Origin of the sequence: Trichocoleus sp. DQ-A3 (genome assembly GCF_039961975.1) — a bacterium.
In the GTDB taxonomy this organism is placed as follows: Bacteria; Cyanobacteriota; Cyanobacteriia; order Cyanobacteriales; family FACHB-T130; genus FACHB-T130.
Genome location: NZ_JAMPKC010000001.1, coordinates 60,327 through 76,158 on the forward strand (window position 1 = coordinate 60,327; position 15,832 = coordinate 76,158).

Annotated in this window: 7 protein-coding genes and 2 pseudogenes; 2 read left to right on the forward strand and 7 right to left on the reverse strand. The window is 46.9% G+C overall.

Annotated features, from left to right (window positions below; translation table 11 throughout):
• Positions 1 to 16: 16 nt before the first annotated feature.
• The 4 genes from NDI44_RS00285 to NDI44_RS00300 all read right to left on the reverse strand — a co-directional run bounded on the left by NDI44_RS00285 (position 17) and on the right by NDI44_RS00300 (position 11,873).
• Positions 17 to 3,001, reverse strand: coding sequence for an EAL domain-containing protein (locus tag NDI44_RS00285; RefSeq protein ID WP_190410038.1), 2,985 nt, complete (start codon positions 2,999 to 3,001; stop codon positions 17 to 19).
• Between the two features lie 278 nt (positions 3,002 to 3,279).
• A complete protein-coding gene (locus NDI44_RS00290) occupies positions 3,280 to 3,987 on the reverse strand; it encodes a hypothetical protein (protein ID WP_190410039.1) in 708 nt (235 codons plus the stop codon).
• Between the two features lie 332 nt (positions 3,988 to 4,319).
• Positions 4,320 to 6,020 (reverse strand): IS1634 family transposase, encoded by a 1,701-nt coding sequence (locus NDI44_RS00295; RefSeq protein WP_190410040.1) that lies wholly within the window; start codon positions 6,018 to 6,020, stop codon positions 4,320 to 4,322.
• Between the two features lie 66 nt (positions 6,021 to 6,086).
• Entirely contained in the window at positions 6,087 to 11,873 is a 5,787-nt protein-coding gene (locus tag NDI44_RS00300) for an alpha-2-macroglobulin (protein ID WP_190410041.1), read from the reverse strand.
• A gap of 202 nt (positions 11,874 to 12,075) precedes the next feature.
• On the opposite strand from NDI44_RS00300, the pseudogene NDI44_RS00305 reads away from it, so the two are divergent.
• Together NDI44_RS00305 and NDI44_RS00310 are read left to right on the forward strand one after the other, a co-directional pair.
• Positions 12,076 to 12,498 (forward strand): annotated as a pseudogene (locus NDI44_RS00305) (hypothetical protein).
• 212 nt (positions 12,499 to 12,710) lie between these two features.
• A complete protein-coding gene (locus NDI44_RS00310; RefSeq protein WP_190410042.1) occupies positions 12,711 to 13,331 on the forward strand; it encodes a hypothetical protein in 621 nt (206 codons plus the stop codon).
• A 388-nt stretch (positions 13,332 to 13,719) separates the two neighbouring features.
• Here the strand turns inward: NDI44_RS00310 and NDI44_RS00315 are convergent.
• The 3 genes and pseudogenes from NDI44_RS00315 to NDI44_RS00325 all read right to left on the reverse strand — a co-directional run bounded on the left by NDI44_RS00315 (position 13,720) and on the right by NDI44_RS00325 (position 15,820).
• Positions 13,720 to 14,109: pseudogene (locus NDI44_RS00315) on the reverse strand (type II toxin-antitoxin system death-on-curing family toxin).
• Entirely contained in the window at positions 14,106 to 14,330 is a 225-nt protein-coding gene (locus tag NDI44_RS00320) for an AbrB/MazE/SpoVT family DNA-binding domain-containing protein (RefSeq protein ID WP_190410043.1), read from the reverse strand. The pseudogene NDI44_RS00315 and the gene NDI44_RS00320 overlap by 4 nt, the downstream one beginning before the upstream one ends.
• A gap of 176 nt (positions 14,331 to 14,506) precedes the next feature.
• Positions 14,507 to 15,820: a glycosyltransferase gene (locus tag NDI44_RS00325; RefSeq protein WP_190410044.1), complete on the reverse strand. Its 1,314-nt coding sequence runs from the start codon at positions 15,818 to 15,820 to the stop codon at positions 14,507 to 14,509.
• Positions 15,821 to 15,832: the final 12 nt, after the last annotated feature.

Genomic DNA, 15,832 nt, shown 5'->3' on the forward strand with positions numbered 1-15,832 from the left:
ATGATTTTGAATGGTCTTACCATTGGGGCATTGCGGCGATTAATGCTCTAGCAGATTCGCTATCTAGTGGCTTGGAAAAGAAGAATCCTTGCCCAGCTTCGCAGCGTAGCGATCGCAGTTGTTCCATCTGAGCCGCCGTTTCTACACCTTCTGCGATCACATCTAATCCCAGATGATGAGCCAGCGTAACAATCGTTTTTACAATCTCAGAATTTTCGCCTGCATCCATCCGGCTAACAAAGGAGCGGTCAATCTTCAGAGTATTGAGCGGAAAGCGGTGCAAATAGCTCAAAGAAGAATAGCCGGTTCCGAAGTCATCAATACTAAGTTGAATTCCGGAGTTGCTAAGTTGCTCTAAACTAGCCGTAGCGGCGGCAGCATTTTCCATCACCACACTTTCGGTAATTTCCAGTTTTAGGCTTGGTGCTGGTAACTCGGTTTCTTGGAGAATTTGCTGAATTTGCTCGACTAAATTAGGTTTGGAAAACTGTCTGCCGGAAAGATTAACGCTGATGGTTAATGGCGCTAAGTCAGGAAATTCTTGTTGCCAAAGCCGCATTTGACGGCAGGCTTCGCGCAGAACCCACGCTCCCAAAGGGATGATTAAACCTGTTTCTTCTGCGATCGGGATAAAATCAACTGGGGAAATCAAGCCGCGAAACGGGTGAGACAAGCGTACCAGTGCCTCGAAACCAGTAATTCTGCCAGTCATGAAGCAGACAATGGGCTGATAGTGAAGCAGGAAAGAATGACTGAAGGATGCGGACTCACGACTGAGTGAAGAGTAACCAGAAGAATTGACAGTTTTTGTTTGAAGCCGGTCTTTTACCTCAGTTCTGGCTAGGGCTTGTCTGAGATCGTTTTCTAGTTGCAAGCGAGCCACCGCATGAGTGTGCATAGCGGTGGTAAAAACTTCGTAACGGGCTTTGCCTAGTGCCTTGGCTTGATATAAGGCGATGTCGGCGTCACGCAGAATGTCTCCGGGGTAGGGGCAAGTTTTGTAAGTGCCTGATGAACCTCGTTGCTCGATTGCACTTAAGGTAATGCCAATGCTGGCTGTCACAACGACTTCGTGTCTGTCTAGGTTGAAAGGATGCCGGAGGTCTTTTTGGATGCTTTTGGCGATCGCTTCTACAACGTCGATATCTTGAATTTCTTCTAAGAGGATGACGAATTCATCGCCCCCCAGCCGTGCCACAGTATTGCTGCCACACACAGAGGCTTGCAGGCAAGAAGCGACGCTACTTTGCAGTCGCTTTGCTAACGCAATCAGCAGCTGGTCTCCGATGACATGACCGAGGCTATCATTGACGACTTTGAAGCGATCGAGATCTAGAAATAAGACGGCAAACAGATATTCTGGCTGTCTTCTGGTTCGCGCGATCGCCTGGGACAGTCGCTCCATAAATAAGGCTCGATTGGGCAAACCTGTCAGCGGATCGTGAAATGCATCATAGATGAGATGTTCCTCTGCCACCTTGCGGTCGGTAATATCCGTCTGCGATCCTGCCATCCGGTAGGCTTTGTCATTGGCATCTCGAATCGCCATTCCTCGACAAAGCATCCATCGGTAGGTTTTATCCTTATGTAACATCCGATATTCTTTCTCGAAGTGGTGAGTCAACCCTTCTAGATGGGCAGCGATCGCGCTTTTGACTCGCTCCAAGTCTTCTGGATGTACGCGGTTAAACCACTCCTCCGGGCTGTCGCCAATTTCATCCTCCTGGCAACCCAACATCGATTTCCATCGCGGCGAAAAATAGAAGGTTTCCGCTTTCAGGTTCCAATCCCACAAACCTTCATTACTCCCGCGAACCGCCAGCGCATACCGCTCTTCGCTTTCCCGCAGCGCCTCTTCCGCCAGCTGGCGTTCGTTCGCCGTTGCCAAGACATTCGCAACCGCTTGCAAAAAATGAACTTCGTCTTCCGTAAACCTTCGGTAGTTAGGGGTGTGAACGCTCAAAACACCGAACGGGTTCCCCTGACTATGAATGATCACACTCATGCCAGCGATCGCGCGGTGGTTGTGCAGCAGTGGCGTTCCAGAAAAGCGCGTTTCGATCCGGAGGTCTTCCACAATCACCGGCTTCCCCGTTAGCAAGGTATATCCTGCCTGGGAACGATCGTGGGCACCGATGATTGCAGAACCTACCAGCCCTTCCTGCCAGCCAACGCCTGCCCGCAAGAATAAAGCATTGCCTCCTGGCATCAGTTCCAAAACCTGGCAAAAGGGTACTTCCAGGGTTTGGGCAACCAGCTTCACCGCTTCTTGCATCAGCACATCTAGATTGGTGCCAGAGAGCGCCCCTTGCCCCAGTTGAGCCACCACTGCTGAAGCCCGCGCATGGGATTTTAGTTCGTACTCAGCAGCTTTGCGTTCGGTAATATCTCGTTGCACCGCTAGCAAATGGGTAAACCAACCCGTACTATCTGCCAGCGGTAAGATATTCAGTTCTACCCAAAAATCGGAACCGTCTTTGCGGTAGTTAATCAACTCGACTCTGACCGGCTCCCATCGTGACAAAGCTTGACGAATTTTATCGAGTTGCGATCGCTCAGTTTTCGGCCCTTGCAACAACCGGGGAGTCTTACCGATTACCTCTTCCGGTTGATAGCCGGTCATTTGGGTAAAGGTCTGATTTACATAGACAATTCTGGGGCCAAGCGGCTCTTCCAATGGCTCGGCTTCTGTAATGACAATCGCGTCATTTGCATTGATAACAATGGATTCTAGTAGGCGCAGGCGCTCCTCAGAGAGCGTAAAGAAACGCTCCTGCTGTTCTTCCCCTCGTGGGTGCGATTGGGGGGCACGGGTTAAGCGGTTCAAACCACGGCGTAGTTCTTGTTGAGCCGCAACCTGACGAGCGATGATTCGCAGTGCTTCGGATTGTTTTGGGCTAATCTGACGCGGCACGAAGCTTATATTCTTATCAAAGATACGAGGGTGATAATTCGTATCCAGCTTAACTGCTTGATTCGCAGGCCGTTTTGGTTCGATCATTCATAAATGCTTTCGACAGGTTGGACACAGTAGGATGCAAACCCGTTTTATTAACCTTTGTTTTCTTATTTTGCCTTTTTTTTAAGGATCATTTTAATTTCTTAATGCTTCTCAATCCTCTAGGGAGGGATAACCGTGTTATAGGCAAGTTGTTGGCAAGCAGCTCCCCTAAAAACGGCAAAAGGCAAGGGAATCGTCCCTTACCCTTTTTGCCTTTCCAAACTGAGCCTCTTTCCAGAAAATTTATCTTTTACTTTGGAGTCGGTTCAGCTTTCCTTTTAAGACTCGGTTTCGATAGGAAAAAACAGCATACTATCGGGTTCAAATCTCCAGGATATTCCTTCTGGATCTCGACCTTGGCTCCAATCTGCGAAGTATGGTTCACTCCTGCGTTTGTAAATGGTACTGGAATGAACATCCAGCCGCCTTGCAAGTTCAGATTGAATCAGCGCTTTAGAAGCCCTCTGTTCGTCAGTGGGTTCGTTTTCAGGTTCCTCAAACTCCTCGTCATCAGCTAATTCCTGTGGTTGCTGCTCTTTGCGGGCAGGTGCCACAGCTTCTGGAGCATCATTGACATAAGATTGGCGGGAAGGTTCGCTGTCATCAAAGATGCTACCTAGAGTGTTAGCAGTGATAAAGTAATACACTTTGCCTTTGTCTTGATAGTCAAGGGCACTTGCCCCAAATTCTTGGGCTTTTGTATCCAAGTACCGCTGCGCTGCTGCTCCAGAGAGATTCGCTTTCATTGCCAAGTCGAGTGCTGTAACGCGCCCTTGGGTTTCCTGAATCAGCTGATGGAAAAAAGGATTGACTTGCTGGCTCCACTTTTGCCATTGATAGTTTTGCCAAAGCCTTAAACAGATGCCCACCAACACCAGTGCCAGCACTACAGGCCATGCTACAAACAGGAAGGCGATCGCAAACGCCAATGGCAAGAGGACAACAAGAAAACCACTGGCACTACTATTTATTGTTTTTCCAGCCATGTTGCTTCCCTTATGAATTTACTTAGTCTTGATATCGCCATAACTGCCGTTGTGGCATAACAATCTAACTAATCTTTGCAAAGAAAGGGCGATCGCGGCAAAACTAATCGGCAAACAAGCAAAAGTTAAAAAGCAAAAGTCACACAAAAGGCAAAATCAGGTAAAAAAGAGGTGCCATCATTCGCAAAACAGATGATGGCACCCCATAGTTCTCCTTCCCTAACGTCAGCCGGGAAGAAACTTTATCCTACATTCCGCAGGTTCTGGGTAGAGTCAAAGAGATTTTTTGAAAGAGGAGTCAACGGCAAGCTACGCCAAATCAAGCTGTTAGGTCAACAGAGTTGATAATAACGACTGGCATCGGTTCCCAAAAAGCGGAGAATTTTCCGTCGTTCGGGTGTGAGATTAGTAATCTGCTTGAGGTCATCGACAATCAGCAGATACACCGCCTGGAAACTCAGAAACACCCAACGCAAACTAGGACGCTGAGTTAACTTACCCGCTTGATTGTTGATGGCTTCGTCGGTCTGCTCTAGAGCTTGACGTAACTGGCGCTGAGCCAAAGCGTAGACTAGTAGACACAGTCCCATAACCATCGCCAAAGCTTCCACACGTCTGGGAGACTTGACAAAGATGCTGGAGGTGAAGAACAACGGGTCTTTGAGAAAACGAAACCCCCGTTCATTGCTTTGTTGGTCTTTGTACTCACTCAGCGCCTGGTCTGGACTCAGCTCGATAGCATCTAGAACATTAGTCGCGAGGATAAAGCGACCGGCTCGGAGCATCTCCACTTCAATCACTTCTGGGTTAGGAACCACAGTGGCTTGAACAGAATAAGTGATACGGCTGGGTGCTTCATCTTGGCGGGGGCGACCAGCTTTATCGTAGTAAGCTTGAGGGATGAATTTGAGGTCTTCTAGACGGTGGTACTTCAACAATTGCTCGAACTTCACTGCCGCCGCACGAGCATCAGGTTCACAAGCGAACTCTTGAGTTGAGAGTTGCCGAAGTTTAACTGATTGTTGCTTATATTCTTTGTCGATGCGCTTATGCAATTGCTGGATGTCAGCCTGTTTACGCTGTTCACTCTCCACAATGAACCAGCGCTGTTGGACCCCACCATAGCAGCTTTGACGCTCGGCAAGGCGATAACCTTTGAGGCGGCTGGTCTGCCATTCATTGGCTTGAATCTCCAACAAGACTACCTTGGCTTGAGCAAGGGTCAGGGGTACTCGTGTTAGCCACTTGAGCTGTTTCATCGCTATCAAGTTGTCAGCCGTGTACAAGGCACTGTCAGCAACACACAAACCTTCAAATGTCCATTGCTCTCGAAATTTCTCAAATAGTTTAGTGAAGCTGGTTTTGTCATCTTCATTGCCGTCAGCTACGCGCAGGAACAACGGCACATCTCCATCAGCCGTGCAAACCGTATCGATGATGAACTGTTTGAGGTCAGGTCTGTGGTCTCTTGAGTAACCGTGGGTAATAGCGATCGGTTTTGGTTCGTCCCCTTCCGGCTCTTGAGGACTAGCTGACTCGCTTGAGGTTTCCGAATTACTAGTGGCGGCAGACTCCTGGCTCGAAGAGTTCTCGCTACACTCGGATACATACTCTCCATCTACATGAAATGAGCTGGAGTCTAGATGGATGCTTGTCACCGATACCCCAAACTGTTCTACCGCTTTCATTGCCAGAGTTGTGAACACTTGAGTCGCTCCCACTTGGTAGAATTTGTCCAAGGCTCGTCCCAATCGGTCATCATTTAAGTGTTCTGGCTTGACTCCCTCTCCAATCAAATGCTTCGTGGCTTTCCCTTCAAAGAACTGAGCGAACAGATACAACGGAGCAGCCACGAAGCCTAGACCATTAAGAATCATTGCTTTGAGGACTTGTCCTGTACTCACTTGTTCAAGTGAGTGTGTGCCGACTAATTGATTAATTTCATCGACCCAACTCATCTGGTCGATGATGCCTGCCACGATGCCTAAATGATCGATATCTTTGACTTGGATGTTGGTGGGCTGTTGAGTCATTGCTTAAAAATACCTCTGACTCTACCAGCAACCTGCGGAATCTGGGCTTTATGTTTCCTTGGCGCTCTAATCTGACACTTTCAAAGTAGAAGAAGCTGAGCGTCCAAATTCTTCTGGGGCATATTGTAGATGGGCTTCTGCACCAGGCCAAAGGAAAGTCCCTGGAGTGACGGAACGGACGAGGTAGTGCAGGGAATAGACTCCAGCTTCCAGGCGATCGCTATATGCAACAATGCGATCGCGGTAAATCGTTTTGAAGCCAAAGTTATCCTCTTTTGCCTGCAATGCAGCCGTAGAAGTTTGGAAACTTGCATCCACGGCTTCAAACCCGGCTGGGAGCGGATCGCTAATGACCACACGATCCACGGGACGATCGGTAATAATCTCCAAACCGATATCAAACACCTGACCGCTTTTCACCGTCAACGGCTCATCAGAAGCATAGAGGCTGAGCTTTCGCAACACCTTTTCTTCACTAGCGGGACGGATTTCGCGTGTCACCCGTAAGCCGTTAAATCTTCCCGGTTGATTTCCCTGTAGGCGATAGCGGTAGGCAACCAAGTAGTGCAACGTGCCTTGACCAGATTTTTGCACAATCAGATCGTGGTGATCGCGTGGCAACTGGGTCATCGGCACCTTAGAATCCTGGCTGGGGTTGGTGTATCCCTTAAACTGCGCCGATGTCAATTTTTTGCCAGCGAGTTTCACCGTTGCGGCAAAGTTAGGCGGTGTTGGCTGCGTCTGACTATATTCCACCAAAGCCGTGAGTGCTTGAGCGTTGTCATAGGTATTCTGCCAAGTGCCATTTCGTCGCAGTGCGAGGAGACTTTGCAACAACCGATCTAAGATTTCTGGGTTACTCTTTTGCGCGATCGCAAGGCGTAAAGCTTGAGCTTGCGCTGTTGTTGCCGAGTTGAGCCAAGATAAACCTTGGGGTAAATTTACCGTAGCAGTGCGACCCGTTTGATAAATATTCTGCTGGAATTGTTTCGACAGAGTTTGAGATTCTTCTTGCCACTCTGGGAACTGAGATAGGTAACGCGCCAGCTTAATCTGCGTAACCGGATCGAATTGACTGCGCTGTGCGTAGATGTCTGCAAGAAAGTCATTGCGCTTTTCTCCCAGTTCCGCCAAAGCAGAGAGTGCTTCTAGTCGCACCTGATTCTTGCAGAGTGGTTGCTTACAAAAATCATATTGACCGGGGTCTGCAAGAATTTTCTTCAAGTAAGTCGTCAAGCGAGACACCATTCTCGGTTCTATCGTCAGTCCCGCTTTCGAGGCTCTTGCCAAAGCTTGAGCTGCGTAAGGAGATACTAACGGATCGGACTTCTGTTGACCAGGCCAAGCAGCGAATCCACCATCCGGTTGCTGGAGTTTTTGCAGGTGTTCTAGAGATTGGTTCGCTTGTTGAGTCGGGTTGAATTGTGCAAAGGTTTGACCGTATTTTTGAGAAAGCGTTTGCAAGCTGGATGCGATCGCTAATTGACTCGCCGCTGGTTCCAAAAATGGCAATTGCTCATCCTGCAATACTTGACGCGCCGGTGCGGTAATTTCTGGTATCAGCGTACTGGCAAGGGAAATCTCCAAACCTCCCGCATCAGGGACAACCTTTTTATCCACATTCAGGGGAATTTTCACCTGATTTGTAGTTGTACCGCTTTCTACGACTTGTTCGGTAATCTCTAGCGCTTTTACCTCCAAAGGCACTTCAAATGCATCAGCCGTTCCATTCAACTGAGTGGTAAACTTCACCTGAGATTTACCGGGACTTCCCGCCACGATGGGAAAGCGATAAGCACGAGTACCAGATTCTGCTTTCGTTTGCAGATTAGCGGCTTTATTTGCAAACTGAAGAGAACCATTCGCCACACCATTGATTGCCAGATTTCCGGTTTGCTGGGTATTGTTTGTCACCGATAAGCCAGCTTCCAAGCGATCGCCCGGCCGTGCAAACTGCGGCAATATCGGGTTAGACAGCAGCGGTTTCGTCGTGATAAATGTCGCTTCGCCGTTTCCAAAGTGCAGATTACCATCGGTAGCAACTGCCATCACCCGCCACGTTGTCAAGTCATCCGGCAACTTAAATGTCACCTCTGCTTTCCCTGTCGGGTCTGTGAGAACAGAGCCGTTGTAGTAAGCTAAGGCTTGGAAATCCTTGCGGGTGCGGGTATTCGCTGCGCCTGCTGATTGTCCCCCGCCATAACCCCAACCTTTCGGTTTCGTCATTGAGGTTGGTTGCACCACCACATTAGGACGATTATCGCTAAATCGAGTTGAAATCGGCTGCTCTGCATAAACAGTCTGCACCAAATCCGGCGGACGATAACCGCTCAGTTGCAGCACCGCTTCATTTACCGCCATGACGGTAAACTGTCCTTGGGCTGGGTTGCCTTGTGCATCCTTGAGTTCTAGCTGTACGGTTTCTGGGACACCCGGTTCTAGTTGCGTTTGAATGGGGGTAACTTGGACTTTTAAATACTTATCATCCAAGTTAGTTTTAAAAGGAGCAAACCCAATCCGCACCAAGTTTTCTAAGCTTCCAGGTTCCACTTGACTTAGGGGAATGCCTTGGCGAACCAATACCGCCTCTACTGCGGCGTTTGGCAGCATTTCCGGCGTTACTTGGAATTGAATTTGCGGCGCACCCCCTTTCACTTTGGTAATTGTCTTGTACAGGGGTTTATCGCGGACAACGGCAAAGTATAACTCGGCTTCCGGATAAGGAGATTGAATTAAAGCGGTAGCCGTTTCACCCGGTTTATAGGTGTCTTTGTCAAGTTTGACTTCTAAGCGATCGCGATCGCTTTCTCCCCAACTTACCGCATTGCCACCCGTCGCCCAAATTTGCAAATCAGTTGCGGTAACTTCATCCTTGGTATTTGCAAAGTTTGCTCGAATCCGGTAAGAACCCGATTCCGGAGGTGTCAGCGACACAGATTGAGGATTATTTCCAGATTTTACTTCGGTCTGTGCAACTGTCTTATATTCAACCTGATTTTTAGCAGTATTACTGCCTTCTACCACCCGCGTGACGCTGCTAAATTTCATCTGTTGCAGTTCCACGCGCACCCGTTGTCCTTCTATCGCCTTGCCTGTAGGATCGGTAACGATAACTTGGACGGGTAAAGATTGAAGCGCATCCGCAACGAAATTGGATTGTAAACCGATTAAGCGATCGCTTGGCAATACCGTAAATGTCTTAGAATCCGATACTGACAAATTCGACACATCGGAGACTTGCACATCCACCCGATAAGTCATCGGGTAAGGCACATCCTTCGCTATCTTGACAATTTGGCTGTTCCCCTTACCATCTAATACCTGATTTGATTGCAACACATCACTGGAAACAGTCGGACTTTCCTCAGGCCAAAACCACTGTCGCCCAAAGGAAAATTGCTCCCACCCTTTCGGTTTAAAATCAGCTTGCGATCTCGTGACGTAATATTCCGCCTTCCCGCCTTCTACAGGCGCACCAAATAAGTAATTGCTCGTGGATTTCGCTTCAACTTGCTGGTCTTTTAGAGCAAATTCTTTATCTAGATTTAGCTCAACCTTAAAATTAGGCGGTTTAAACTCGGCAACCCGAAAGTCACCCAAAACTTCTACACCACTTTTGCCTTTCGCTTGAATCGAATAATAGCCAAGCGGTTGATTAGTCTTAAACGGTACTTCTAGAGAAAAACTTCCAAATTCATTGGTTTTTTGAGTACCTAAATCCGTGTTTTTACCATCTGGATTTAGGAGAGTGACTTTATAACTAGCATTTTTGTCCTGCTGGATATTTCCATTTTGTAAGTAGTAGGCAAAACCCGTAAACGATGCTTTTTCCCCTGGCTGGTAAAGCTGTCTATCCGAGAAGATTACCCCCCGCGATACTGGCTTCCCATCATCCCATCCAGCATCAACGCCATAGCCATAAGCACCGCTATATTCTTCCGTGCGGACAAATGCCCAATCTTGATTTTCACGAGCAATTACGAGCAATTTAGGCCCTTGTTCAAATCCAGAACTGGATTTTGTGCATTGCTGCATATCCTCACGACGCAACAGTAATGTCCCCGCTTCATCCGTTTTCCCTGATGCACAAGGTACGGGTTGAGGACGAGATTTTGCCTCTAATTTCGACTCATAAATCTCTATAGGTGCAGATGCTACGGGAGAACCATCTGAGAGATGATGCACGCGAATCAATCCCGAATCAGGGAACCACTGTGCAAATACTCCCAAATTAGTCAATTCCACCATTCCATAAGTCGTCGGTTCGCGCCATTGTTGCTTACCATTTTCTTCATAACGATTAGTTCGCGCCTGAACTCCATAAGCTAACATTCCCGTAGCAGTACCCAGTTTTTCCTGGATGGGAACAGGTACATCAATTAACTGATTTTTCTTGCTCGATACCTTGACACTTTGCCAAGAAGTGGGATTCGGTAATAAATCATTCCCATCGCCTTTGGGATAAGCGGAATCTACATAAACTAAATCTGTCGGCTGCAATACCCGATAAGCCGCTTTATACTTTGATTCTGGCAAGTTTACAGTGGAAACATTTAACTGTAAATTTTTACCAGATGGGAAAATATTTAGATTTGATGGTACCCAAATATCTCCAGCTACGTCGCCTGTCTCATATTTGAGCGTAACTGGCTTTTCCAATGTTTGCCCAAACTTATCCTTGAGTTTTTTACCGATAGTAATTGTATAAGTAGTGGCAGGTTCTAATGCCCAAGGGTTGAGACTAACAAGACTTTCTCCATCAGGAACTTGAACCAATTTAGGAGTTTCTTTTGGCGCAGGAGTTACAGTAATATTCTCAATCGCTGAATCGGCATCAAGCCCGTTATTAAATTGCAGTTGAGGGCTTCCTTTGACAAACCGACCATAAGTACCTCCGGCATCGGGTACTCCGTAATATTTAATTATCAGTAACTTCAAAGGCGAATAAGTGGCTAGCTGACTAACATAAGACATCTCGCTAGGTAGATTACCCCGAGTAGGACGCAAACCCGGAGAAAATTCTAAGCGGTAACGAGTCGCTTTTTCTAAAGTCTGCTGCGGTACTAAATTATATGTCCAGTTGCGGGTTGAAGGGTCAAGTTTCTCCTGTGGCTGTTCATTCTCTGAGGGTGTCTCTTTTTTTTCTAAGTCAACTTTCAGCCGTATATCCTTCTGTTTTCCTTCCGGAATTAGCTTCAAATGCTCTTGGACTGAAGCGATATCCAGTTCTACATTTGAGTTAAATTTTAGAGTTGGCTTTAAATCGATAGCTTGATTATCAGGATTTTCAGGATTAGTAGTCGGTAAATTAGTTAGTTTAATCGGTTCAGTATTAAAAGTCCAAGCCAAATCCTTCTCTAAACGATGATTTTTTAGATCCGCCAAACCAGCTTTCAGAGTGACTCTGACTCGCGTCGCTTTCGGCAATGCTTTGTTGGCTTGAAATCCCACCATTCGCGGCGTCAAAAATCGAAATTGTCCCGGTAGCGGCGGCAAAATCTCAAATTGTTTTAGCTTTTGCTGTTGATCGGGGCTATCAAGACTCTCAACAGGAATCAAAGCATCTTTAAATCGGATGCGAATCTGCGCTAAAGGTTCAACCTCCCCAGATGGACTAATTTCCTCAATCCAGTCTGGGAGTTGCGGCGTCGCTAGAGAAGGAACTGCTGGAAGTGGTTCATTTCCAGAGAGATTAATCACGCCACATCCGGCTATTCCCAGTACGAATGCTACGACAACCAGAAACCGTAACCAAATTCTCACGATTGTGCCTATCTGTTGAAAGGATTTATCTGTACTATCATCTGCAAGACGGGAAGACAGCGAATCTGTATCAGGAATTGAAACTGGCATAATGTCTTTCCTCATTGCAGGTAATTCATCGGAGGGGAAACCCCAAGAGTTACCCCTATATGACCCGCTAACAAGAGGTCTACATCTCAACGGCTCAACCTTCCGGCTAGCTTAACAATTAAGCTTAAAATCTTTACTTTATGCTGAGCTAATGCCACTCATGCTTGGTTAAGATCAGACAGTCAGTCTAGGCAAAGCCGTCATGGTCCAGTACGACCCGTTCCTTGATCTGCCATCCTCAGCAGAACTACCAGATTCTGACGATACCCCTGTGGATAATGAACTGTAAAACCTAGTTCTCCACTTGCTAAGAGCAATTCTAGCTTTGCTCCAGCAAGAGCGTATGGACTGGTTTTTTGGGCTAAACATGGGTATCTACTACATGACAGATAGAGCTAATGAGATTGGTTTGGGAATTGGACGCGGACGAGGCACTTATCAGGGATGGACGCGGGAATGGTTGTACTGGTATGACTGCGAGGGAATTCGGTTTCCCACTCCTGAAGAGCAAGCTGAACAAGCACAACAACAGCTTGGATCGCTAATTGCCAAGTTAAAAGAAAGGGGGATAGATCCCGATATTCTCAAGCTTTGCTGGTTAACTTTTGTACATCCTACTACTTAAGCGAATTTCATTTGACCTAGATGACACCTTCCGAACGAGGATGCGATCGCTTAAGTAGGCAATGCCACTTACTCTTCTGGGAGAGATAAAAGCATTTAGTGTTTTGCGCGTCTATCTGCTAAAAAAGTCCGGAAAGTTCGCTGCAACTTCAGTATGTAAATGAGTGAATCTGTGAAAAAGCAAGATTCACGCGGCGAGTTGGTTGTCGAGACATGAATATTATAAGTCAGAAAGATAATTTCGAGCAGGATACCAGCCTTAAGGGTAAGAGCAAAAATAATTTCAACGGGTGGCTATTAAAAATAGTCACTGTTGTAGCTTTAGTTTACTTAGTCTTAGTTCCATTCGGACGAATCAAAAAAGTTGAACCGACGGACGTAGCAATTTTTACCATTATCCTGTTGTTTAATTCAGGTTTGGTAGAAAGATTAGCCAAGCTACAATACAAAGATGGCGAAGTAACAGTAGAACTCAATGAGATCAAGGAAGAACAAGAAAGGCAAAAAGAAAATTTAGATGCCCATAAGAAGTTGATTGAACGCTTAGCGGAGCTGGAGCAGAAGGCGGCTGCCAACCCTCAGCAAAAAGAAATTATCAATAAATTCTTGCTAAATGAAGACGAGCTAAAGCATCTCAAAAGGTTAGCAAGCAATGAGCCAGTCCTCGATTACGTAAAACGACAAAGTTTCAAACAGGAATTGCGGCGCTTACGCACACTAGGCTTTATCGAAAGTCTTCCGGAAAAACACATTGGTTCAATGAAAGATGGAGGAAATTTGAGGAACTATGTAAGAATTACAGAGCGTGGGAGAGAGTATCTAGAACAGATATAACAGACAGAACACAGACAAAGAGAAACTGCGACAATTGAGTAAAGAGTGGAAGTTCAACATCAGCACATTTTATTTTGGTGCTGATATGTCTTGGATAGGATCGCTCGTAGATAAATCTTATGATAGAGGGCGGTCACATCCCATTAAAACACCATAGCCCCACAAATCAGTTACTTGAATCTGATTCCGGTAAGTGCAATGGTTTCAGTGAAGATAATCTAAGTCTTCTTTAGCAGAGGGTTAAGCGATGAAACAACCCAAGCTGTTGATAATTAAGATTTGGCAACACAAGAGATTTTGCATATTGTTGGCTTTGGTGTTGATGTGCCGAAAGGCGTGATCGCGATCGCATCCCTCCTTGGTTCCCGTTTACTGCACAGTTGAGGATTTAGAGTTCTTGGGAGTTTTCAGCAATCCAAGCGGATAGGCTCTCTTGATCTTCCACACCATCCACAAGATTAATCATCATTACTACCGCTTCTGGTTCTGGTGCCACTAATTTATAGCCATTCAGTCATAAAAAAACGTCGATGACAGCAAGAGCGATTCGCTTGTTGCCATCGACGAAACTATGATTTTTTGCCAGACCATAGCCGTAGGCTGCTGCCAGATCAAACAGCTTTGCATTTTCACTGTAAGAGAATAAGTGCCGAGGTCTGGCTAGACTCGCTGAAAGTAACCCTGCATCTCTCAATCCAGACCTCCCCCCATGTTCTGCAATTAGCTCTTCATGTATGGCGCTTACTGCTGTCTCAGGCACCCATCTGGGTTCCTTCATTTAGCTAATTCACGAAAGGCATTGCGGTAGTTTTTGCGGGTTTCTGCAAAAGCCTGCATCGCGGCTTCAAAATCAGGATCGTAAGCAGTTATTTGAACTCCATCTGGAGTTTCTGTCAGGAAAATGCTGTCTCCCTCACTGACATTTAGCTTCTGTAATACTTCTTTAGGGAAGGTTGCTCCTAAAGAATTGCCAATCCGTCGAATCTTTAGAGTATGCATACTATCACCTCTTAATTGGATAGTAACTACATATGTTATAACATAAAGTTATAGAATAGAATCCCCTTGTTTAGTCATTAAGTTTTTGAAAAATTTTCCTGATTCAAAGGTGCGATCGCGTCTATCCAAAATCGCTCTAATCTTCTAAAGCGCGATCGCATCTATCCACAAAATAGTTAAACAGGCGAGACGGACGCACTTTGAAGGTTGGTAGCGTTCTTATCTTTTTTCAATTGTGCTTCGATTGCATCGCAGGCAACTTTAACCCCGTTTTCTGCTCGTACCTTATTGCCAACTTCTGCGGCTTTAGCCTGGTAGCGAGGTTCGCGCAACAGGCGATCGAGTTCCTTAGCCGCACGGGAAGCTGTGTAGCGATCGCGATCAATAGTCCGTCCGACTCCTAAACGAGTAATGCGTGCTGCATTATCTGGTTGGTCGTTACTAAAGGGTACAACCAACATCGGGCGACCGGAACGCAATACCTGCGCGGTTGTGCCCACGCCTCCTTGATGCACAATAGCAGCAGTCCGATGAAACAGTTCCGAGTAGGGAGCGTAGTCAAAAATAGCAATATCTTTAGATTGCAACTCTTTTGGCAGAGAGGGGTTATTGTTGCCAACCAGCAATACAGCCCGATGACCCAACTTTAAGGCAGCTTTGGCACTTTCGAGGTAAAACTTGTCAGCAACCCACACGGCGGAACTTCCCAAAGTAAACACAATTGGCGGATCTCCCGCATCCAAAAATGACGCTAGTTCCGGAGATAGACCAGTATTGCCATTGCGATCGTAGAAAGTAAATCCGGTAACGCAAGTCTGTTTTGGCCAGTCGGGTTGAGGAGTTGCGAGAGCTTCTGAAAATAAAGCCAGCACTAAGTCGGGGGAGTTCATCCCTTCAAACATAGAATCAGCAAGGGGAGATAAACCAAGCTGTGTCCGTAACTGTCGCAGGGGTTCATCCCACGAGCTGAAACGATTTTTAGCGAGGCGGATGAGCGCTCCATTAAACCCAGGGCCAAGTATGCGTAGATTCAGCCAACTGGGGAAAGTCGCCACCACTGGGGGATCGTAGGCGGAGAGGAACGACATCGGAGACAGTACGCTGGAAACCCAACGAATTCCCGTTTTCTCAACAACGGGCGTTGCTGCGAAGCTGAGGGGGTGCGTCACCAACAGGTCTGCATCGCGCACTGCCGACATCAGATCCTCATAAGTTTCTTGGACATAGGGTAAGATTGCTTGGCGAAAGACGTATTCTGTACCGTTTTGCTTGTCCATGATCAGACGCACAAGTTCTCGTTGCTGTTCAACGTCTGTGGGAAAATCGGGACGGACTGGGTGGAACTCAAGACCAGCCGCTTCGATTTTGTTACGGTAGAACCCAGCTGTGGCAATTACTGCTTGATGCCCGCGTGCCTTTAATTCTAGGGCTATCGCTATATAAGGATGCAGGTCGCCTAGGGAACCATAAGTGTGTAGAACAATCTTCATAACGGCTACCGT

What these genes read in the sequence shown, in the direction of transcription:
- NDI44_RS00285 (WP_190410038.1), bottom strand. Translation starts at nt 3,001, where the DNA reads ATGATCGAACCAAAACGGCCTGCGAATCAAGCAGTTAAGCTGGATACG.
- NDI44_RS00290 (WP_190410039.1), bottom strand. Translation starts at nt 3,987, where the DNA reads ATGGCTGGAAAAACAATAAATAGTAGTGCCAGTGGTTTTCTTGTTGTC.
- NDI44_RS00295 (WP_190410040.1), bottom strand. Translation starts at nt 6,020, where the DNA reads ATGACTCAACAGCCCACCAACATCCAAGTCAAAGATATCGATCATTTA.
- NDI44_RS00300 (WP_190410041.1), bottom strand. Translation starts at nt 11,873, where the DNA reads ATGCCAGTTTCAATTCCTGATACAGATTCGCTGTCTTCCCGTCTTGCA.
- NDI44_RS00310 (WP_190410042.1), top strand. Translation starts at nt 12,711, where the DNA reads ATGAATATTATAAGTCAGAAAGATAATTTCGAGCAGGATACCAGCCTT.
- NDI44_RS00320 (WP_190410043.1), bottom strand. Translation starts at nt 14,330, where the DNA reads ATGCATACTCTAAAGATTCGACGGATTGGCAATTCTTTAGGAGCAACC.
- NDI44_RS00325 (WP_190410044.1), bottom strand. Translation starts at nt 15,820, where the DNA reads ATGAAGATTGTTCTACACACTTATGGTTCCCTAGGCGACCTGCATCCT.